This window comes from Actinomycetota bacterium, assembly GCA_041658625.1.
Taxonomy (GTDB): Bacteria; Actinomycetota; JAHEXW01; order JAHEXW01; family JAHEXW01; genus JBAZZW01.
Map to the genome: position 1 here is coordinate 406970 of JBAZZW010000001.1, position 21415 is coordinate 428384.

Below are 21415 nucleotides of genomic sequence, written 5' to 3' on the forward strand. Positions count from 1 at the left end.
GGCGTCAGGAAGGCGCGCTTCAAGCGTCTTCCTGACGCCTGGGGTTCTACTAGTTCTTGTTTGTGTTTGTGTTTGTGTTTGAATTCTTGTTTTTATTGCTTTGGCCAGTGTAGGAGCCTTTATCCTGGCCTTGCCCGTTTGATTTGCCGGATTCCTTAGCCTCGGTGTTTTCTTCATCTTCCGCGTTTCGCTCTTCCTCACGCTCCGTCTCCTGCTCGCGCTCTTTCTCCTGCTTCATAACCGCTTCGGAGGCTTTGTCTAAGCCGCGTTGCGAGTCCGTGATCGCCCGCTCGATTGCCGGTTTGGCCGAATCCGGAGCCCGCTCAAGGACCCCTTCCAGCACCAGCATATGCCGCTGGGATATGACGGCGAATTTCGCCAGCAGGATTTCCCTGTCGTGGCCCGGCACCATTCCAGCCAGCTTATATGCGGCGCGCATCTCTTTCATCATTTCGTTCAAAGCCTGGCGCGCCTCCTCGGTTTTGCCCTCTTCGGCCATGGCGTCCGCTTCGGCCAGACGCTCTTCCGCGTTCTGCAGGTGCAGTTCGACCTCGGCCTGGTTATCCGTCGTCACCGCTAGCCGGATCTTCTCGATCAGCTGTTTGACCGGATACAGCGGACTGTCGGGCAGGCTGTCCGTAGACGCGTAACCCACACCGCCCAAGACTAAAGCGAAAGCAACCGTCGCCGCGGTCACTCTATACAGAAACCGACCTGGGACGAAAGCGTGTTTCTTACCGGGCGCGCGGGTGGTCACCATTCGTTCTTTGACGCGCGCCCGGTAGGCATTGTCCGGCGCGACGGCCGGCCCGCTCTTCATTGATAAAGCCGCCGTGAGCGCCGGCTCCAATTCCTTTTTCATCTCGGGATACTTTGCCAGACATTCTGTTGGCGACGTTCCTTTGTTCCCGAGCATATCCAAACAATCGTTAAAAGCATCGTCCAACATTGTGTTCTTATTCGTCTTTGGCATCACCACTCGCCTCCCAAAGACTTCGCCAGTTTGAGCGAAGCCCGCCTTTGCAGGGCTTTAATCGCGCTTTCCGGCTTGTCCATGTGTTCGGCAATCTCGCTGATCTTCAGACCCGCGTAAAACCGCAGAACAATCACTTCTCTCTGCTCCTCAGTCAAGTCGCCCAGTGCCTGCCTGATCATCTCGACCACAAAGGCATCCGTTTCATCGCCGGCTTTTTCCGTCCGCCGGGCGGCTGCCGCTTCGACTACCGCCGTTTCCCGGCGCACCAATCTGAAGTAGTCGATCACGGTATTTCGGGCTATCCCGTACAGCCATCCGGTGAAAGAGCCTTTGTCGGCCTGATATCCGGCGATGCCGTTCATGGCCTTGATGAAGACTTCCTCGGTCACGTCCTCGGCGTCTTTCTTGTCAAACAGCCGGTAAAAAACGTAACGGTAAATGCCGTCGACATATAACTCGTAGATCTCGCCGAACGCGTTTCTGTCAAGATTCCTCGCCCTGTCGATAAGCTGATTCAGTTTGTCGTCCATGGCGTCCCACCCTTTATTACGAACATTACGGGGAAAACGATACTCCTTTATCGGCATTTCTTTATCGTAAGCTAAGCCGGCGCACCTCACTAGCTATCGCCCACGCTCATGCCATACAATCGGTCTTAACAGAGCTTTACCATTATGGTAGTCTAGAATGTATCGAACAAATGTTTGTGTCCTTGGAGGTTAGTCATGTCTGATCAAACAATTACCTGCCCTAAGTGTGGCCATGAATTTCCATTATCAGAAGCATATTCCACTCAAATGAAAGAAGAGATTGCGGCCGCGAAAAAGCATTTCGAGCAAGAGTCTTTGCAGCAACTGGAGGCTGAGAAGAAACGCATTTCAGAAGAAGCCAACAAGAAAGCAAAGGAAGACGCGGCCCTAACCATGCAAGACCTTGAGGAACGACTCAAAGAAAAGGACGAGAAGGTCAAAGAGCTTGCCAATCAAGAACTAGAGCTGCGCAAGAAGCAACGTGAACTAGTGGATAAAGCCAAGTCCACAGAACTAGAAATGGCACGCAAGCTCGATGAAGAACGCGACAAGATAGCCTTAGAGGCGCAGAGAAAAGCCGACGAGGCCTACAGACAAAAAGCTTTAGAAAAAGATAAGAAGATCAGCGATATGACTACGCAGATTGAAGAGTTAAAGCGCAAGGCTGAACAGGGTTCTATGCAAACCCAAGGCGAAGTGGTCGAGCTCGAGCTGGAAGAAATCCTCAAAGCGAATTTTCCCTTGGACGACATCAAGCCTGTTGCCAAGGGCGTATCCGGAGCAGATGTTATCCAGACAATTAAGAATCGTGTGGGACAAGAATGCGGCTCCATAATGTGGGAATCCAAACAGACAAAGGCATGGACCGAGGGCTGGGTTACAAAACTTAAAGACGACCAAAGAGCCGTCAACGCAGACATAGCGATAATCATGACGGTGGTATTGCCAAAAGAGATTAAGAACTTCGGTCCATATAAAGGAATCTGGGTAACCGACTATGCGTCCGCCATAGGTCTGGCAGTCGCTATCCGAGCCGGTCTCGAGGAAGTCGCGATGGCGAGACTTGCCGCGGTCGGTAAGAACGAGAAAATGGAAGCCATCTACAACTACCTATCGGGCACTGAATTCAGGCAAAAGGTTGAGGCAATAGTCGAGGCTTTCACGACCATGAAAGAAGACCTTGAGAAGGAAAAGCGAGCCACCCAGGCTCAATGGGCCAAACGCGATAAACAGATCGATCGCGTAGTCGCCAATACAGTCGGCATGTACGGCGACCTCCAGGGCATAATCGGCACTTCCCTACCCCAAATCGAAGCCCTCGAGATGAAAGAACTGGAAGAGGGAGAAGCGTAGACTTTCCTTTTTCAGGGTGAAGTGGGACTCCAGTCCCAGAGGCTTTTTGTTTTGGTTTTTGATCCACCATGCACGATTTTTCCTGGAGTGAAAGTAGCGCCTCAGTTCCTGCGGCTGCACAAACCAGCAGCCCCAGGATGACGCTTTTAGGTTATGGTTTCCGTTTAGGCAAGGAGGCAGCCAGAGAATCGTCATCCTACGGCGTCCGGCAACAGCGCCATCACCCTTACGTAACAGCCGAGTCTTTATTCTTTATTAATTCAAGCAAGTGACGGTATTGCCATTCGCTTTCTTTGGCTACGGCAGCATCGGTGTCAGAGGAGCTTGAGGCTCTAAAAATTGCCTGCAAAGCATAAATCGCGGCGCCAACAGAATGAGTGGGAACGTGCGCTGTCGCCACCGCTTGGCCCGCGGCGCGGGCGGCATAGCAGGCCGAATTATCTTCCCCTACTTCACGAGCGGCAGCGTGGGAATCAAGCGAAGCTTTGCGTATAACAGCCATCTTAAACACGCCTGTATTTATCCATGTCTTGAGTGTTTCGATAGCTTGACGAGGACGATGGTCTTCCGGATATCTTTCCTCAAAGTACGGCATGACACGCTCGGCGCAATCAATTGCCCAGACGGCTAAGATTTTATGGTCGGTCTTTCCGACAAGCTCTAGAATTCGCTCGTCTTTGTGTTGCGTAAGGGAGAATTTTGGCTTTTTTATTATTTCTCACCAGGCTTCATTAATGCTTCCTCAATCGCAAGCAGTAGTTTTTTCGAGCCGCTATTTCGTCAAGCGCCGCGTGAAGGGCATTCGATTTATCCTTAATGTCCAGGTCTTTAGAGAGTTCTGCGGCCCTGGCGAGCCCCTCTTTTAAATCCTCAGTAGTCATAACCGTGGCCGCAATGCAGTAGTAGCTTTTCGAACGGCCTTCGTTGAATTCATCCAGCATCCGTTCCAGAAACTTCTCTTTGGCAATTTGCGACTTCACAAAACTCTCGACGCCGCTCTCACTGGCCGTCCGTATGTTTTCTTCAAGCCCCTGGTAGCAGATGAATGAGTCGTACAGCTTCCCGAGCTCTCGATGCTTCAGCCATTTCTGACAACTTTCACCTTCCTCGCAGTCCCAGCAGAATTCGATGCCCTTCTTCTTAACGGCACAGGTGATAAAGGGGCACCCCGCGCCCATCCGTGATTCTGTCTTACAGCCATAACATCTGCTAAAGCCGTCAGTGTGATACCGCGGGCAAAACCTGCACGACAATCCGCAGACTCCGATTTGAGGATATTTGATGTCCATAACCCACATCCAATAAGTGATAAGAAGCCCGAACCTGCCGCCAGTGTAATTAAAGGAAAGGTTCGTGTCAATTTGGGGTTTATGAAATGGGGATTGCTTATGAGCGCACTTGGTGGACACATTCCCGGGAATGTGTCCACCTATTACCGCATTCTCGAATATTCGAGAATGCGGTAAAGGAGAGTATTTGATAATAAATCGAGCGACCTTTTCCGCGAGTCTAGACTGAGGTGTGGGTGGGAGCCTCGATCCTGGGTTTCATGTTTCCTGGGAGGTTGCTTCGTCGCCGCGCTTCTCGATTCGCTACGCTCTCTCGAAGAATATTGATGGCTCCTCGCCTGCCTACCGCAGGCAGGCAATGACGGAACGACACGAGACTTGTTTCGGTTCTCGTTTCTGATCCACCATGCACGAGAATTTGCCGGCAGTTATTGTTTCTGTCTTCCGGGTACGATTATAGCTGGAGCGAAAGCAACGTCTGAGTTCCTGCGATTCGACTTAGTGGATCGAATCCCAGGATGACTGTTCACGTGTCGGTTCCCTGCCTGCCGGCAGGCAGGCTGCGGTAGACTTGCAGGGCGCCCCAGGATGATGCTTTTTAGGTTTGGGTTTCTGACTTCGGTTTTTGGCTCCCTGGGTTGTACGTTTTTCGCACACTCAGGATTCAGCATATGAAGACTGTTAGTGTCTTTGCGATTAAGGTTTTATGTGTTTGAGGGCCCACGATAAGATAGCTTCAGCATCGGAGACTATTTGCTTGGCCGGTCCCTCTCTTACGAGATAGTCATCATACTCGACGTCGTTTTTCGAATCTAGCGATCGCGCTACCCTTCGCTTAATTTTCTTGAGCTCATCCTTGTCAGCCAAGGGAAGCTGCGCCACAACATCGAGGACGCCGAAATGGTCGGAGCCAGCATGACGATAAGAAAGAAACTTTGCTGACATTGCATCGCAGCTATTTATTATTGCGTGTATTCCTGCGCTCGCAGCTGGATCCCAATTTCTCTTCTCGATTGCCTCTTGGGCTGCTTTTAAGAAGTTCTCGGCTTTGATCAAGAAGATCTTTTCGGCACCTGGGGCTGTCGCTCTTGTTTTTGATTTCTTTGCCATTTCTTCTCCATGTCATCCAAGGTCTTTCCATAAACTAGTTCGGAGTTTTGCATTATGCCTTGCTTTGTCGCCTTGTTGAGCTTGGGCAGGTGAGATATTGTCTCAGTAAAAGGATGCATCTGTGTTCCGCTTATCGTTGTTATTGTCGTTCTTATCTGATCCTTCCACCTGTCCAGATTTTCATGATCGTATGCGTCCTTAAGAACGAGAAAAACATCGATGTCACTATCTACTGATTCCTTACCAGCGATCATGCTGCCGTAAATTGAGGCATGCACAAGATCATTACGCAATCGTTGGTTTTCCTTAATTGATTCCTCTACTTGTGATTTGATTGTCTGACGAACTGTGCTTTCCTGCTTGAAAAGATTTTCAAGAACCGAATAAAGCACGCTATCTCGATTCAGAGAATATATTTTGCTGCGGGCAACATGCTTATTCAAAAGAACCTTGCTATTACTTAGGACATCTAATTGTTTGTGAACCGTCGCGTGTGGAAGCTCACACAATCTTGCCACCTGTCTTCCCGTAAATTCTCCAGGATACTTAAAGAAAGTGCGCAATATCTCTATGCGAGTCTCGTTGCCCAGCACATTGTTTAGTGGTTTATTAATATGCATGTCAGTGATGTCTCCTTTTTAATCCATATGTATACTTATTGACACATATGTCTACTATCATAGACACTTATAAGTCTATAGTTTTCATCCGCCTGATTCAAGAGATTAATTTAAGGAGCAGTGTCTTACAGGACGCATTCTCGAGTAAGTAGATGGGGTTAGGTCTTGATTCTTAACATCTAGATGTTGTTCCTGATCGTCACGTTTGTTTTTGATCCACCATGCACGAGAATTAATCGGCAAAGAAAGTCCTAGTTGGTGCAGAGGGAATTCCCATAACGGACTATCTCATTTCCTAGGGCAGGGAGCTTGTTCTGGCGCCGCCGCCGCCGCCGCCGCAACAATCGTCGGAGCTTTCCTCGCTTACTTCCTCTTCGCTTATTGTGGTTGGCGTAGCTTGGTTCGATTTGTCACGATTCTGTTCTAGCGTCTTGGCTTGCTTGGCAGACTCCGCGGCGCGTACTGAAGCGGAGTGCCGTGCATAGTTGGTATAGGCGACTGCCGATACGGTCGCGACGATAATCAAGCAAGCAAGTGTCACGATAGCGATAACAAGGTATAGCTTCCTGATCATGTGATTTGCCCCGAACAAGAGCTACCCGTTCCCGCCGTGCAAACAAAGCAATGTTCGGCACATCTAATTTGTCTCTTCATTAGGGTGTCATAGTCAAAACTGTCTATGGTCGCGCTGCTTTCTATTCCGACGCCCATCTCAAGCATCTGGTTGAAATCGCAGTCAAACAACCGTCCATCATATCCCACATTGATTTGGCATCGGCACATAACATGTTCCGCGGCCTTGGGGTTGAACTCCTTCCGCAACAATTTCGCGTATTCCTCACTACAGCCATCTGCGGCAAGCTGGTCCGCGAAGCGGTTAATCGGCACATTAGCCATGGTGTAGAGGTGGTTAAAATTGATTCCGTAGGATTTTAGTAACTCGCTGCGGTACGCTTCTTCGAGGCTCGCTTGTAATCCCGGCAGAACAGCATTCGATGGATTATACACTAGGTTCAATATCAAACCTGTTCCAGTCACACCATAGCCGATTTCGTTTAAGTTACACAGAGCCGCGATGCTTTTATCAAAGACACCCTCACCCCGTTGAGCGTCGACGTTTTTATGGCCGTAGCAAGGTAAGGACGCCATCAGCTCGACACCGTTATCCGCGAAGAACCGGGGTAGATATGTCATATCGCGGCCGACATACTTGAACGCATCCGCTGAGACCGTCAGATTATGCCGGACAATTACGTGCTTGCCGATATCGGTAGCCCGCGAAACCAAATGTTCAAAACGAGGGTGCAACTCGGGAGCCCCGCCGGTTATATCCAGAACCGAGATCTCTTCGTGAGCCCTCAAAACCGCTAAGCAACGCTCGATCGTCTTGTCATCCATCTCCTCGGTGCGGGCAGGTGAAGCGTTAACATGGCAATGACGGCAGGCCTGGTTGCAGCGCCTGGTAATATTTACTTGAAGAACGCTGATTCCAAGGGGTCTTATCAGAATACTGTGCCGTTCTAATGCGTCATAAAACGCGCTCATCTCTCCCCCTTTTTCTCCACGCCTCAAGGTCGGCTATCGTGTCAATATCGTGCAACTCGCCAAGGACCGCGACGCTAAGGTTGTGCGCGGCCGCGCGCTGTTCCGCTTCCCGGCGAACTGTATCCGTTCCCATAACCGCGTTCTGAAAGAGCTCGGGTCTTCTCTGTTTCATTCCGATCAGGTAATACCCTCCATCACGCGCCGGGCCGATCACAATGTCTTTCGCGGCCAGCGCCTCCAATGCCTTGTTTATAATATCGGCCGACAAATCCGGCGTGTCGGTCGAGGCGACTATAGCTTTATCCGCGCCATCGCTAAACATAAACGCCAGAGCACTATCCAGCCGCCCGGCTAAGTCGATTCCGTCCTGCGCCAGATATTCGAAACCGGGACCGATCCATTCCGTCATCAAACTGATATCATCACCATCGGAGCAGAAAACATACCGTTTTACGTTTATTGCCTCCCTCGCGGCCGCTACCGATAGTTCAGCGCATTCCTTATAAACGGCCGCGGCTTCATCGTTTCCCACTGAAGCAGCTAGGCGTGTTTTGACCCGGCCTGGAGTCGGATATCTCGCGAATAATCCAATTGACTGCATTATTTCGCTAGCGCCCCTTTCCCGAATACATATCCGCCAGCCGCGAAGGCGGCACACCCAGCAAATAATAGAGCCTAATCTTCCACATCAGCAGAACCGTCCGCAGTGTTCCGTTCTCTTTCCATCGGCGGGCGGACGTCTCAACGGCTAGCGGGATTCTTACCACCCGGCCGTGGCGCCGCAACCGGCGCGCCAGGTCCAAATCCTCCGTCAGCGGCACCGCGGCATATCCACCTAATTCGTTAAACGTTTTCTGGCGCACGAAAATCGCTTGGTCGCCCGTGAATCCTTTGGTTATGCCGTCACGAATGTTTATCATCGCGCCGATAACGCGGAATCTCATCCTGCGGTCATCCAGATTCACCCTGAAGCGACCGCCGATCACGCTATTCTCTGTCAACGCCTGCTCGATTGCTGGCAGCGCGCCAACCGGTAACGTCGTGTCGGCATGTAAGAAAAGAAGGATGTCGCCTTGGGCGATTTCCGCCCCGGCGTTCATTTGAGCCGCGCGACCTTGTTTAGCTTTGATGGTAATACCATACTGCCCGGCCAGTTCGGCCGAACCGTCTGTGCTGCCGCCGTCTACGATAATCACCTCGTGCGCGGCGTTCCTTTTTGCCAGTTCAGGCAATAGTCTTGACAAAGTTTGTTGTTCGTTTAAGACAGGAATAATGATGGAAATCATTCTTTGACTGCACTTTCGCGCTGCCGAACTAAGTAAAACACGGACCACGTCAAGCTAGAGACAAGAAATAGGAACGCCGCCCACAGAAACACGGCTGAATTTATACCCCGCGCCATAAGCCCGTCGCGTATCAAAATCGGCACGACTATGGAAGCCGCGTGCGGATTTATCATAATCTGCAAGAACGGCATAATGCTGAACAATCCCACCGCCACTAGCGCGGCGATTGTTATTGACCTCGGTATTCTAAAACCGAACCAAGCCTTTGCTCCTCCGACGAGTAACCCGATCAATAGCCCTGCCGGAATCATGAGACCGGTATTAAAGGCCATGTCGATCCTCGGATTCTTCATAAGCGTCCAAGCGATATCAAATCCTCCGATTGCCGCTAAAGAAAACGGAATGACAAAAGAATCCAACCGCTTAATAACTTTCAATGATGTCTACCACCTTTCTGGCAGTTCTGGCCGTGTATTCGCCACACTTGCCTTTGGTGCTCCTAAACGATTTGCCTTCTCTTAATTCATAGCAATTCGAGACGCCAAATTCCTCCTTAAACCATCGCAGAAATCGCGCGCCGGCCTTCGGTATCGCTTCTTGTTTCACGCCTTTTCGGCTTAAAAAGACTCCCATGGCAATGACGCCGCCGCTAACGGATCCGCACGCGTCGCCGGAAAAACCGATGCCTCCGCTAAAACCGGCCGTCCCCGTGATTAATTCTAGCGGCACTTCCTCGCCTTCGGCGTCAGATACGGCCATGATAACGGATTGCGCGCAATTATGGCCTTCCCTGAAGTAGATAAGCGCCCTTTCGTAAGCAATATCACCCTTACCAATCATATGGCAGCCTCTTTTTGCGCTCGTCGCAGAATCAGTAGAAACCACCCTGGTATGCTGACCAGCGTCACAACAATGAGAAATCCAAGCGATTGCGCCGTCGCTTGAGTCGACGTCAAACCGATTGCCCCGAACAGCACGACCGACGCACCTTGTTGCACCCCAAGACCGTTTATCGAAACCGGCAACATAGAAACGGCGCTAATAATCGGCACGAAGATTAAGAGATAAATGAAGCTCGCTTCGATTCTTAAGGCCTTGAAAACGGCTAGATTAACAATCACTACGACAATTTGGAAGACAAAAGAGAGCAGCAACACGTTAACCAGTATCCCCTTATTGCGGATGGGCGCTTGCAGTGCCTCTCTGGACTCCTCCAATTTCGATCTGATTCTCTCGGTGTTGATTAACGGAATTCGCCGCGCTAAATATCCAACCCACCTGATATCCAGACATGCCCAAACAAGAAAGGCGCAGCCGGCGCTAAAGGCAACAACCAGCCAGGCAAACTTGCCGGCAATGCGGAATCCGAAGATCAATCCCGCTAACGCGGTAGCCGCCAGCGTCGCCGTCGCCAAGACTCGTTCGGATATTACCGAGGCCACCGCCTTGTGCGACTCCCCTGACAAACTCGCCACATCATAGGCCCTGAACACATCGCCACCCATGCTGGTCGGCAGGAAATTATTAAGAAACAACCCGATAAAATAAGAAGACACAAGTTTTGTCAACGGGGTTTTGACGCCTTGAGATGTTAAGACAAGTTGCCATTTATAAGCGCTCAGGATAACGGCGCCAACTGTTATCAACATGGCGATAATCCACCATAAATAGTCGGAATGCCGCACTAAATCAATTGCCTTGCCCCAGTTAATCTTGAGGGTAATAATTGCCAGCAAGACAAGGCTGACCGCGATTCTTATTATAGTTCCGCCTGACGCATACCGTTTTTTCATTTTTATTCTTCCAGCAGGCGCCGCTCGAAACCCTTTCTCATCGCTGCGCTAATCACAATTAATGAAACCACAATGGCGAAAACAAGCAGAAGAACCTTGACCGTGCCAGTCGCGCTCTGGCCAAGATACGAATAGACGATAGTTGCGGGCAGCTGGCCGATACCTGTTGCGATAAAAAAGCCCCAAAACGACATACCGGTTAATCCGGCGCCGTAACTAATCGGATCAAAAGGCACAAAAGGAAGCAGCCGCGCGATTATAATCGCGTGCTTCCCGTAACGTTCGAAGAATTTGTCGGCTAAATCAAGGCTATGTCCACCGACAAGTTTGGCGACCAATGGCCGGCCAAAAACGCGGGAAAGATAGAAGCATACCGCGGCTCCCGCCATGGCGCTGCTCCATGAAAGAAGCGCTCCCCACCACACGCCGAATACCAGTCCGTTCGTGAACGTGATTACGAACGCCGGAAGCGGCGCGACAACCGACTGAAAAATCATAAGAAGGGCTGAAACAACCGGAGCCCAAGGCCCGAAGGATAGGAAATACACGCGCAGCGCCTTGACGTCGGCTTTCGACAAGATCTTGAAAGCGTTGTTGACAAAAGTGTTGATGTCCGGCACTACAAGATAAAGTAACGCCAAGACCGCTAATGCCGTTACGCTGCCGACTATCAGATCCTTCTGTCGCCTCTTCACCGGCGTTCAGCCCTCCCATGGTTAATATGAGCTACTTCTTTATTGAAAAAATAACTGAAACCGGTGAACCGTCGGATGGCAAAACATCTTCTTTGCCGAAGAATTTCACTTTGCCTTCCTTGAATGAGGACCAGCCCCACCCTGCGTTGCTGGTGATCCCAACCGCGCAGGCGTCCAGACAAAGAATGCAACCTGTCTTCAGCTCTGACGCGTTCTTGCGGTTTCCTCCGAAACGAACATCGAATTTTTGCGTCGCCGGCTCCGCCTTAACGGCGTCAGCGAAATTAAAAGTCCTGCTTCCGGATTTGACCTTAACGTCCAACGTCGTACCCTCAACAATAGTTCCGGCCGGTGAGTCGAGCTTGATGTTATCCCCGGGCTTGGCGCCGATTTTAACCAACGCTTCGTTGAAGACGATCGGATCTACATACGAGGACAAGAGTGACTTGCCGCCGTTCGATCCGAGCGTTGAGACAATGCCGTGACGCGTCGGCTCCGAGAAGTATTTTCCGTTTACCTCGGCATAAATCGTAACGGTCTTTGCCTTCGTGTCCGTTATGATCGGTATTTCCTTGCTTACCTTAAGCTCAGCCTCTTTCACCACCGTCTTTGTTTGCGTTGTACATCCGGCCAACGCCGCCCCCACTACAACGACCAACATAATCGCTGCAATGGTTAAAACTGTCTTTCTTGCCATTTTTCCTCCTTCATGTGTACGGCCGTATAAATATTACTTATCACTAGTATAAGTGTTTCTTAAGTTTTTGCAACTATTAATCTCAATCAGAATGGGCAGAAGCCTCGAACCTGGGTTTCCTTATCAGTAATTAATAAGATGCGGCTGGGCGCTTGAAGCCGCATTCCGCGAGACAAAGGATGTACGGGGGCATTTCCGGAGGGAAGCTGGGGTCAGGCCCTTTCTCTTTATGCGATAGGGCCTGACCCCATTAACATAAAGCGAGCATGGTCCACTACAACGCTACGTAGCGTTGTAGTGGTCGTAGGATTTACAGGGAGCGAAGATTTTCTCGCTGGGAAATCGAGCGTTCTTCCGAGCGGATACGACCGGGACTTGCCGCGCGGCGACTTAAGTGCCCAGGCGCACATTTATTCAGACCGCTTGGGCGTAGGCGAGTTTGAGGTTAGCGACGGTTTGCCGGTAGGCGTTGGCCTCCTGCAGGTCCATCGCCGGTTCGATTGCTTTCAGGAGGGCGTCCAGGCAATCAATGGCCTGCTTGGCCTGCTCGGTGTCTTTGTAAGCGGCGTTGGTCTCCGCCGGCAGGCCTAGTTTCACATAGGACGTCGCCGCCAGGTTCATCAGCATACTGCCAATCAGGTCTTTGACCGGCATTCTGTTCACGGTATCCTGCAGTTTCTTAAGCGCCTCGTCTTCGGACATCTCTTCTTTTTTAGGCTGTTCCTCGGACGTTTCGACCGGTTTTTCTTCCTTGGCCGGTTTGGCATCTTTTTTCTTGGCCATGATCTATCTCCTTCTCTTTCAAGTATGAGATGCTGGTGATGCTAGTGATATTGGTGATGATTACTATCACTTCCATCACTGTTTTCACAACCATCACTTCTATCTAGCCAGCAACTTCTGCAACAAATACCAGTGCATATAGTAGGCGGCCCCGAGTTCCGCGAATCCCATAACGGCGGCAATCAGCGCCGGGACGGCAAGCTGCCGAACACGCTCGGCTTTTCTGGCAAACCACGGCAGCAGCATCACTAGAATCATATTGACATAAACGAAGGCAAACGCGACAGAAAATCCCGTTATGGCGAACATCGGCCAAAAGAGCCAGCCCGGTCTGTACTGGAACAAAAATACTGTCACCAGGGCCGCGGCCAGATATGCCAGGAAATGCCACCCGTCTTTGATAACACGCTCTTCCGATCCTTCTTTCCAGGCTTGATAGTTGAACATCGGGACCAGGACCATCGGCAAAGCCATGCCAGCGAGCGCTCCGGTGATTAATCTGATCTCGTTTGTCGTCGTCCGAAAACCGCCGTATGACGTCAAACCGTCCAGGCCCATCAGTCCGATCCCGCATATCCCTACGAGTATCGCCCACCAGGGCGGGAAGCCGTGCTCATGCTTTCGGTTAATGATTGTCAGGAAGATAAATCCGACCAGCAATCCCATATAGATGCCGGTATCGCGGGCGCAGATGGCGATTATCTGGCTGCCATAGTTGAAGGAGCGCTCCGGCAGTTGATGGCAAACCGCAAACCCAAGCCACTCGACAATGATGAATATAAGAGTCAAAACCCCTCCGGATTTAGGAAAGATGGCTTGCCATCCGTAGCGCCCATAAGGACGGAGGCCACCAGGCCGTAGTCCAACAGCGAAGGATGGTCGGGATGGCCGGATTCGAACCGGCGACCTCCACGTCCCGAACGTGGCGCGCTAACCAAGCTGCGCTACATCCCGACTTCATGTTCTGCAGGACTAATTATAAAGGTGAGCAGGAAAGCAGGTCAAATGGCGGGTCTATCTGACGATCTGGCCGCGGAGCTGGCGCTAACAACCATGTTTCGCTTCGTTTTGGCGGCATAGAGCGCGTCGTCGGACTTTCTTAAGAGGTCTTCCTGGTTGCCGGCGTTACCGGGATATGCGGCGACGCCTATGCTGATGGTGATCTTGACCGAATGGCCTCTTTCTCTGGCGTAACTCGCCTTAGCGACGGACGTCCGCAGTTTCTCGGCAACTTCCAAAGCGTCCTCCAGGTCGGTCTCCGGCAGAATCACGCAGAATTCCTCGCCGCCGTAACGGGCGACAACATCGGTTTCCCTGGTGTTGTTGACCAGGGTCTGCGCCAGTCCCTTTAAAACTTCGTCTCCCCGCTGGTGCCCGTGTGAATCGTTGACGTTTTTAAAGAGATCTATATCGATCATCATCAGGGAGACGCTCCGGCCGTATCGCTCGGCCCTTTTGATCTCCTCGTCCAGTTGTTTCATGAAATACCGGTAGTTATAGATACCCGTCAATCCGTTATGGATGGCCAGTTCCTGAGCTTGGGTATAAAGGCGAGCGTTCTCGACCGCGATGGCCGCCTGGCCCGAAATCGTCTCAATAAATTCCTCGGCCGACGCGCTGAACGGCTCCTTGACGAACTTGCCTAGGAACAGAACGCCGATGTCATAGCCGTCGGTCGATAGCGGCGTCACCAGGAAAGATCTGACGCGACCGTTGAACGGAGCCGAGCCCGGCCTCTCCTCGCTTAAATCGACGATGTTCAGCGTCTTTTTCTTAAGAAAGACTTCGCCCAGAATCCCCTCGCCCGGCGTAAAGGTCGTGCTGTTAATGACCTCTCGCTCTTCCGAAGTGAACCCGCGCAAACCGGCCACCGTCATCAGGCCGGTTTTGTCGTCGTACACTAGCGCCCCGGCGATGTCGCCATGCAAGCCCTTAGCCGAGATATCTACGACCGTGTCCACGATTTCTTCAAGAATCAGGCTGGCGCCCAGGGCTTTGCTGGCTTCATGCAAAGTTGACAGCTCCGAAATCTTCTCCCGTAGCATCCTGGTATCCAGAACAGATGTCGGCGGTTCACTTGCCGGCACGGACACTGTCTCCTCGGGTTCCGACGCGACGCCTATCTGCTCAGCCAGTGTTCCGGCCGCCGGCGTTTTATCGGCCGCGGCAGGTTTATCCGCTACGGTTTGTTTTTCAGGCAAAACGGTTTCCTCGGCGGGCGTCGCGACTTCTTCCCTTATCGGGGCGCTAGTCACCGCCGCCAGCTTCTCTTCTTGAGGGGCCGGTTCCGGTACCGGCGGTGCGGCCGCTTCAACTGGTTCGGGTTCTGGTGTGGATTCGGGTTCCGGTTCAGCCTCGATTTCTGGTTCAGGTTCAGGCAGACTCGGCTTCTCCGCCGCTTCCGTTATCTGAACATGAGTTTCGCCGCCATGTCTGGCGTCAAGCAACAACGCGCCCAGCGGAGCAATCATGAAAACGACGACTCTCGTCAATACGGCCGCTTGAATCTCCGCGCTGGGGGAACTGAAATAATAGACGGACAGGCCGGCGCTGGCCAAAACGGCTAAAGCCAAGCCAATGGTGACGGAGTGTCGCAGAGCGACCGAGAACAGATAAATCGCCATGTAAAGAACAAAAATGCTGTTAGGACCACCGGTGAAAACAATCAGCAACGTCAACCCGGTAATATCGACAATGGTTGACAAGGTTTTCAAGAATTCCGAATATTCAGGGAGTTTGACAGACGCAAGCAGCAGGTTATATAGTACTCCCGCCGCGACAAGCAGAAGCAAGCCCCGGATCTGGCGGACATCCATAATGGCGAAGAACGCCAGCGCCGACCCTAGGGCCAGCCATCTGATCTTTACCATCGATCGTTCCGATAACATCTAATCCTTCCTGACCCCTCCATGATGCTATGAGAATCCGAGAAATACGGCACTCCACATAGAATATCGGCAAGGGCCGAATAAAAGTTGACAAGCAATACGGAGTAAAACAAGGGAGGTTTCCTCTGTGTATTACACGCAACGCCATTAGTAATATTTAAACATTGACGCGCGCAAGTCAAGGCTTGCACTTCATACAGTGGAGCGGGAAACGGGTCGTCGAACTCCGCCTGAGGCGGACCGGCCTGACTAAACCCTGGCCGGCATCGGCCATTCCCCAATCCTCCCTTAGCCTACGCATGAGATTTTTGTATGATCGAGCTATTTGCGGGTGACGCAATTCTTACGAGCATGCAAGCTAATCGTCGTTCGAGCGGAGAGCATTGTTCGCTCGCCATAGCGACTTAAAACACGGGGTCAGGCCCTATCTCATAATAAGAAAGGGACTGACCCCAAAACACTAACGATGGTAGGCCGCGAGCGGCATGCTAGTTCCATTCGCGGCAGGACCCGCGCGCACTATTTTAGAAATGGAGCGGGAAACGGGTCGTCGAACCGTCGGCCGGTCACCTAACTGCCCGGCCTCCTTAAGTGGGCAACCAACGGTTTCCCCCTTAATATTCCCCCTTCCTTAACATAGACTCCGGGGGAAGCCTCTCCCCCCGGAGAATAGCCCCCCTCGGGTTCGAGACCCGCTGTCTTCTTTCCAAAATAAACAACCCACCGTCTTGGTGGGTTTTGGATTATTTATTTTGGAGCGGGAAACGGGTCTCGAACCCGCGACCTTCAGCTTGGGAAGCTGACGCTCTACCTACTGAGCTATTCCCGCCCGCCCCCGATTATATCAGGATTTCTTGGCCGATTTCGGTTTGACCGGCTTGTCCAAAGTAAGCTTGATGACCTCGTCCATCGTCTCGACGAACTTAAACGCCAGATCCTTGATTACGTGTTTCGGAATCTCTTCCAGGTCCTTTTCGTTCTCCGATGGCAAGACGATTTCTTTGATGCCGGCCCGGTGCGCCGCCAACGACTTTTCCTTAATGCCGCCGATGGGCAGAACCCGGCCGCGCAAGGTAATCTCGCCCGTCATCGCCACTTCCTTTTTAACCGGCCGCCCGGTCAAAGCGGAAATCATGGCGACCGCAATGGTGATGCCCGCCGACGGGCCGTCCTTCGGGATGGCTCCGGCCGGGACGTGGATATGCATGTCGTAGTCGCTGAAGTATTTCTGCGGTATTTTAAACTTTTCGGCGTTGGCCCGGGTGTAGCTCAAGGCTGCTTGCGCGCTTTCCTGCATTACCTCGCCCAGCTGGCCGGTTAAAGTCAGGTTGCCGCGACCTTTCATGGTCGTCGCTTCGACTGTCAGGATATCGCCGCCGACTTCCGTCCAAGCCAGCGCTGTCGCAACCCCGATCTGGTCCTTCTCTTCCGCCATGCCGTACTTGAAACGCGGCACGCCGATAAATTTGCTCAAGTTCTTTTTGGTCACCCTGACCGTGGCTTTCTTACCTTCTACAATATCGCGGGCCGTCTTGCGGCAGATGGTGGCAATCTCGCGCTCCAGATTACGGACGCCCGCTTCCCGCGTATACTCCCGGACCACGTCGACCAACGCGTCTTTGCTGACTTTCAGCCGGGCTTGCTTGATGCCGTGTTCCTTTAATTGCTTTGGCACCAAAAACTTATCGGCGATGTTCAGTTTCTCGTCGTCCGTATAACCCGGGAAGGAGATGACCTCCATACGGTCGCGCAGCGCCGGTGGAATCGGGTCCAATAGATTAGCCGTCGTGATAAACATCACGTCGGATAGGTCGAACGGCGTTTCTAAATAGTGATCGCTAAAGACGTTGTTTTGCTCCGGATCCAGGGCTTCCAACAGGGCCGCCGTCGGATCGCCGCGAAAATCCGCGCCGACTTTATCGATTTCGTCCAGCATAAACACCGGATTCTTGGTACCGACTTGGTGGATGGACTGGATGATCCGTCCGGGCAGCGCTCCCACGTATGTTCGCCGGTGGCCGCGTATCTCCGCCTCGTCGCGGATACCGCCCAGCGACATCCGGATGAATTTTCGGCCGAGCGCCCTGGCAATCGACTTGCCGATCGAGGTCTTGCCGACTCCCGGCGGACCGACAAAACAAAGAATCGGCCCCTTGGTTTTCTTGTTAAGCTTGTGTACAGCCAGGAATTCCAGGACTCGTTCCTTGACCATGTACAACCCGTAGTGGTCCTCGTTCAAGATCTTCTCAGCCCGTTTGATATCCAACTTCTCACGACTAGTTTTCTGCCACGGCAAGCCGATCAGCCAGTCGAGATAAGTCCGGATAACCGGCGCTTCGGCGGATACGGGCGACATCTTGCTCAACCTGTCGACTTCTTTCAAGGCTTTTTCTTTAGCCTCGGCCGTCATGCCAGCTTCCTCGACCTTGGCGGCCAAGTCTTCCATTTCGCTCACGCCGCCCTCGCCGCCCAGCTCTTCCTGAATCGCTTTCATCTGCTCGCGCAGGAAGTATTCGCGCTGCGTTTTGCCGAGACGTTCTTCGACTTTATTGCGGATCTTACCGCCGACCTCCAGAATTTCAATTTCCCGCGTGACGAAATCGACGACTTTCTCCAGCCGCGCGGCCGCGTCCGCGGCCTCCAAAATCTCTTGGCGCTCGCTTGTTTTCAAAGACAGATGGAAGGCGATGAAGTCGGCCAACCGGCCGGGCTCGTCGATATTAAGGGCGGCCACAATTACCTCTGAGGGAATCGGTTTGCCAAGCTGCGCGGCCCGTTCGAACTCGTTAACCGCGTTTCGCATCAAGGCCTCGAGTTCAATGGTCTTTTCCTTGCGCCTTTCCACAGGTGAAACCAGTTGCTCAACGCGGGCTTTTAGATACTGGTCATTCTTAAGAACCTTAGCGATTCTGCCGCGGGCCAAGCCTTCGACAAGCGCTCTGGCCGTGCCGTCGGGCAACCGCAAGACCTGAAGGATCGTCGCGGCGGTGCCGATCTGATAGAGATCTTCCGGCTCCGGTTCGGCGTCTTCGGAAACCTGCTGCTTCTGCGCGACCAAGAATACCACGTGGTCTGTGCGCATCGCTTCTTCCAAGGCCTCCACTGATTTTGGCCTGCCGACAAGCAGCGGAACGACCAGATATGGGAAGACAACTAGCTCTTTCAACGGGATAACGGGTAGTTCTTCGTTGATTTTGACTTCTTCGACGGCTTCTTTGGCGGCCATAGACGTATGTCCTCCGGTTTTTAGGGATATTTTTGATGGTTTAGGTACTATACCACAGAAATATTGCTCGATACTACGTATTTGGGGTTAATTTAGGAGGCTTCTAAGGCGTTTTTCTTGGCTAACAGATGCGCGGAAGTTGCTCCCCGATTAACATATCGAGGATGCGGGTGGTGCCGACGGCGGTCTTTATATACACGCGGGCGGCGCCGGTGTTAACCTCGCCGATAACGGCGGCGTCCCGGCCATACTTATCCCCGTGCATCGCGGCCAGGGCTTTTCCCGCATCCGCAGCCGGAACTACGGCGACCATTTTGCCTTCATTGGCTACCTGATAAGGATCGAGGCCGAGCATTTCGCAAGCGCCCCGGACCTGGTCGGCGATTACAATCGCGCTCTCATCGATGGTGATGGACACATCCGAACGTTCGGCAAACTCGTTTAGCGTGCTGGCCAGACCGCCGCGCGTCGGATCTCGAAACGCGTGGACCTCCGCCCCGCTCATAAGAATCGAGGCGGCCATGGCGTTCAAGGGTGCGCAATCGCTCTCAATCGCCGTCCTGAACGAAAGGTTCTCCCGCTTGCTCATTACGGCAACACCGTGGTCGCCAAGGCTTCCGGAAAGCAAAACCTTGTCGCCCGGTTTTAGGTTCGAAGCGGAGACGTCGACGCCTTCACTTAATATACCGACGCCGGCCGTGTTAATGAAGATTTGATCGGCGCTGCCGCGCTCGACGACCTTAGTGTCGCCGGTAACGATATCCACGTCCGCCTCCTTGGCTGCCTTGGCCATAGAATCGACGATCGTTTTCAAATCATCCAGCGGGAATCCTTCCTCGATGACAAAAGCCGCGCTCAAGTGTTTCGGCCGGGCGCCGCTCATGGCCAGGTCGTTGACCGTTCCGCAGACCGCCAGTTTGCCGATATCGCCTCCGGGAAAGAAGACGGGTTTCACAACATAGCTGTCAGTGGTAAAAGCGAATCGGGCCGCGCCCTCCAGTACGGCCGCGTCGTCTTCCTTGTTCAGCGCGGGATTGGCGAACGCCTTCATGAACAGTTCGGATATCAGCCGGTGGGAAACCTTGCCGCCGCTGCCGTGCGCTAATAATATTCGGTCATCACTCATAGGTACCTCATATAGTTGTTAGTAGTTGGCAGTTAGTGTTTAGTGGCCAATGTTCTTAACAACTAACTACTAACCTCTAATCACTGGTTGGTTTTTCGTCATAGCGATAATAGGCGGCGCAACTGCCTTCACTGGATACCATGCAAGGGCCGACCGGGTTTTCCGGGACGCAGGCTTTGCCGAACAACTTGCACTCGTAAGGATAAATAACGCCTCGCAGTACCTGGCCGCACTGGCAGCCTTTATGCTCTTTGACGGGCGGTATGGCCACGTCCGCGAACTTGCGTCGGGCGTCGAACTCGGCGAACTCCGGGCGGACGTCCAAACCGCTGCCGGGAATCACCCCGATGCCCCGCCATTCGCCGTCGCCCGGCTGAAAAACTGTGTCCATAATCTCAAGAGCCTTTGGATTTCCGTCAGCGCTGACAATCCTTTTATAGGCGTTCTCCACCCTGGCCTCCCCGGCTTCGGCCATCTCGGTCAGCATAAGCACGCTTTCCAGAACGTCGAGCGGCTCAAAGCCGGTAATGACACACGGGATTCCATAATCCCGGGCTATGAATTCATACGGTTTGGTGCCGATGACCATCGATACATGACCCGGACAGATAAAACCGTCAAGCTTGATTTCGCCCAGGTCAAGAAGGGCTTTCATCGCGGGCGGAACGAGCTTGTGAACCGACAGCACGCTGTAGTTCTTTAGGTTGCGTTTCCTTGCCTCGAGGATTGACATGGCGACAGTCGGCGTAGTCGTCTCAAATCCTACGCCGAAAAAAACTACTTCCCTATCCGGATTGGCGGCGGCGATGTCCAGCGCGTTCAACGTGGAATAAACGACGCGGATGTCGCGGCCCCTGGCCTTCTCCTCGCTGAGCGACGAATAAGAACCGGGCACCTTCATCATGTCGCCGAAGGTCGCCATGATAACACCGGGTTCGCTGGTGATTGCAATCATTCGGTCGATGTCAGAATTCGCCGTAACGCAGACGGGGCACCCCGGACCGGATAACAAACGGATATTTGAGGGAACCGCGTAACGCAAGCCGTTCCGGCTGATGGCAACGGTATGCGTGCCGCAGACTTCCATGAAGCTAACGGATTTGGTAGAAACCGCCGCGATTCTTTTCAATAATCCGGCCGCGATCGCCGGGTCGCGAAACTCGCTAAGAAACTTGACCATCGGCCTCTTCGCCCAGGCGGGCCATCTCCTCAAGGAGCTCGAGGGTTTCTAACGCTTCGCCTTCGTCCATCTTATGCATGGCGAAACCGGTATGCACCAGAACGTATTCGCCGACGGCAACGTCCGGTACGAACTGCAACCCGACCTCGATAACAACGCCGCTGATGTCTACGTCGGCGCGCTCCCTTTCCTTATAAACGGCGACTACTTTCCCTGGTACTCCCAAACACACAACCAAAGACCTCCTTCAAGGTAACGGCTATAAGAAAGATTCTAGCATCCCCTGACGTCTTGACGCTACGAAACAACCGCGATTAT

The 21415-nt window shown here is 52.7% G+C and carries 23 protein-coding genes and 2 tRNA genes; 1 reads left to right on the forward strand and 24 read right to left on the reverse strand.

The genetic code is table 11. The features are described 5' to 3' along the window. Positions 1-49: 49 nt before the first annotated feature. Both WC891_01915 and WC891_01920 read right to left on the reverse strand, forming a co-directional pair. Positions 50-973 (reverse strand): DUF5667 domain-containing protein, encoded by a 924-nt coding sequence (locus WC891_01915; GenBank protein ID MFA5866711.1) that lies wholly within the window; start codon positions 971-973, stop codon positions 50-52. Next, positions 973-1506 (reverse strand): sigma-70 family RNA polymerase sigma factor, encoded by a 534-nt coding sequence (locus WC891_01920; GenBank protein ID MFA5866712.1) that lies wholly within the window; start codon positions 1504-1506, stop codon positions 973-975. Before WC891_01920 ends, WC891_01915 begins: the two co-directional genes overlap by 1 nt. A gap of 267 nt (positions 1507-1773) precedes the next feature. On the opposite strand from WC891_01920, the gene WC891_01925 reads away from it, so the two are divergent. Continuing rightward, positions 1774-2859, forward strand: coding sequence for a DUF2130 domain-containing protein (locus WC891_01925; GenBank protein ID MFA5866713.1), 1086 nt, complete (start codon positions 1774-1776; stop codon positions 2857-2859). A 226-nt stretch (positions 2860-3085) separates the two neighbouring features. Here WC891_01925 and WC891_01930 read toward each other — a convergent pair whose 3' ends face one another. From WC891_01930 to WC891_02035, 22 genes are all read right to left on the reverse strand, one after another. Continuing rightward, the gene (locus WC891_01930; GenBank protein ID MFA5866714.1) at positions 3086-3574 is read right to left on the reverse strand and encodes a putative immunity protein; all 489 of its coding nucleotides are present in this window, start codon (positions 3572-3574) and stop codon (positions 3086-3088) included. Between the two features lie 16 nt (positions 3575-3590). After that, positions 3591-4157, reverse strand: coding sequence for a DUF3795 domain-containing protein (locus tag WC891_01935; GenBank protein MFA5866715.1), 567 nt, complete (start codon positions 4155-4157; stop codon positions 3591-3593). A 687-nt stretch (positions 4158-4844) separates the two neighbouring features. Beyond that, positions 4845-5258: a HEPN domain-containing protein gene (locus WC891_01940; protein MFA5866716.1), complete on the reverse strand. Its 414-nt coding sequence runs from the start codon at positions 5256-5258 to the stop codon at positions 4845-4847. Continuing rightward, positions 5201-5878, reverse strand: coding sequence for a hypothetical protein (locus WC891_01945; GenBank protein ID MFA5866717.1), 678 nt, complete (start codon positions 5876-5878; stop codon positions 5201-5203). The genes WC891_01940 and WC891_01945 overlap by 58 nt, the downstream gene beginning before the upstream one ends. 295 nt (positions 5879-6173) lie before the next feature. Then, entirely contained in the window at positions 6174-6452 is a 279-nt protein-coding gene (locus WC891_01950) for a hypothetical protein (GenBank protein MFA5866718.1), read from the reverse strand. Then, entirely contained in the window at positions 6449-7423 is a 975-nt protein-coding gene (gene arsS / locus WC891_01955) for an arsenosugar biosynthesis radical SAM (seleno)protein ArsS (GenBank protein ID MFA5866719.1), read from the reverse strand. The genes WC891_01950 and arsS overlap by 4 nt, the downstream gene beginning before the upstream one ends. Beyond that, positions 7407-8024: a TIGR04282 family arsenosugar biosynthesis glycosyltransferase gene (locus WC891_01960; GenBank protein MFA5866720.1), complete on the reverse strand. Its 618-nt coding sequence runs from the start codon at positions 8022-8024 to the stop codon at positions 7407-7409. The genes arsS and WC891_01960 overlap by 17 nt, the downstream gene beginning before the upstream one ends. A gap of 7 nt (positions 8025-8031) precedes the next feature. Further along, a complete protein-coding gene (locus WC891_01965) occupies positions 8032-8709 on the reverse strand; it encodes a TIGR04283 family arsenosugar biosynthesis glycosyltransferase (protein ID MFA5866721.1) in 678 nt (225 codons plus the stop codon). Continuing rightward, positions 8706-9146 (reverse strand): hypothetical protein, encoded by a 441-nt coding sequence (locus tag WC891_01970; protein ID MFA5866722.1) that lies wholly within the window; start codon positions 9144-9146, stop codon positions 8706-8708. The genes WC891_01965 and WC891_01970 overlap by 4 nt, the downstream gene beginning before the upstream one ends. After that, positions 9133-9549: a C-GCAxxG-C-C family protein gene (locus WC891_01975; protein MFA5866723.1), complete on the reverse strand. Its 417-nt coding sequence runs from the start codon at positions 9547-9549 to the stop codon at positions 9133-9135. Before WC891_01975 ends, WC891_01970 begins: the two co-directional genes overlap by 14 nt. Continuing rightward, positions 9546-10502: a lysylphosphatidylglycerol synthase transmembrane domain-containing protein gene (locus WC891_01980; GenBank protein ID MFA5866724.1), complete on the reverse strand. Its 957-nt coding sequence runs from the start codon at positions 10500-10502 to the stop codon at positions 9546-9548. The genes WC891_01975 and WC891_01980 overlap by 4 nt, the downstream gene beginning before the upstream one ends. A 2-nt stretch (positions 10503-10504) precedes the next feature. After that, positions 10505-11197 (reverse strand): TVP38/TMEM64 family protein, encoded by a 693-nt coding sequence (locus WC891_01985; protein MFA5866725.1) that lies wholly within the window; start codon positions 11195-11197, stop codon positions 10505-10507. Positions 11198-11228: 31 nt separating this feature from the next. Further along, positions 11229-11894: a YdjY domain-containing protein gene (locus tag WC891_01990; protein MFA5866726.1), complete on the reverse strand. Its 666-nt coding sequence runs from the start codon at positions 11892-11894 to the stop codon at positions 11229-11231. A gap of 414 nt (positions 11895-12308) precedes the next feature. Next, on the reverse strand, positions 12309-12677 hold the full coding sequence (locus WC891_01995) for a DUF1844 domain-containing protein (GenBank protein ID MFA5866727.1): 369 nt from the start codon (positions 12675-12677) through the stop codon (positions 12309-12311). A 99-nt stretch (positions 12678-12776) separates the two neighbouring features. Beyond that, positions 12777-13466 (reverse strand): DUF2085 domain-containing protein, encoded by a 690-nt coding sequence (locus tag WC891_02000; GenBank protein MFA5866728.1) that lies wholly within the window; start codon positions 13464-13466, stop codon positions 12777-12779. Positions 13467-13553: 87 nt separating this feature from the next. Continuing rightward, positions 13554-13631, reverse strand: a tRNA-Pro gene (locus tag WC891_02005). Positions 13632-13678: 47 nt separating this feature from the next. Further along, complete coding sequence (locus tag WC891_02010) at positions 13679-15565, reverse strand: sensor domain-containing diguanylate cyclase (protein ID MFA5866729.1); 1887 nt, start codon at positions 15563-15565, stop codon at positions 13679-13681. Between the two features lie 753 nt (positions 15566-16318). Further along, positions 16319-16394, reverse strand: a tRNA-Gly gene (locus WC891_02015). 15 nt (positions 16395-16409) lie between these two features. Continuing rightward, positions 16410-18791 (reverse strand): endopeptidase La, encoded by a 2382-nt coding sequence (gene lon / locus WC891_02020; protein ID MFA5866730.1) that lies wholly within the window; start codon positions 18789-18791, stop codon positions 16410-16412. Between the two features lie 121 nt (positions 18792-18912). Then, positions 18913-19917, reverse strand: coding sequence for a hydrogenase expression/formation protein HypE (hypE, locus tag WC891_02025; GenBank protein ID MFA5866731.1), 1005 nt, complete (start codon positions 19915-19917; stop codon positions 18913-18915). Positions 19918-19993: 76 nt separating this feature from the next. Further along, on the reverse strand, positions 19994-21097 hold the full coding sequence (gene hypD, locus WC891_02030) for a hydrogenase formation protein HypD (GenBank protein ID MFA5866732.1): 1104 nt from the start codon (positions 21095-21097) through the stop codon (positions 19994-19996). Then, positions 21081-21329, reverse strand: a complete 249-nt coding sequence (locus WC891_02035; protein ID MFA5866733.1) for a HypC/HybG/HupF family hydrogenase formation chaperone — start codon at positions 21327-21329, stop codon at positions 21081-21083. The genes hypD and WC891_02035 overlap by 17 nt, the downstream gene beginning before the upstream one ends. Positions 21330-21415 lie beyond the last annotated feature (86 nt).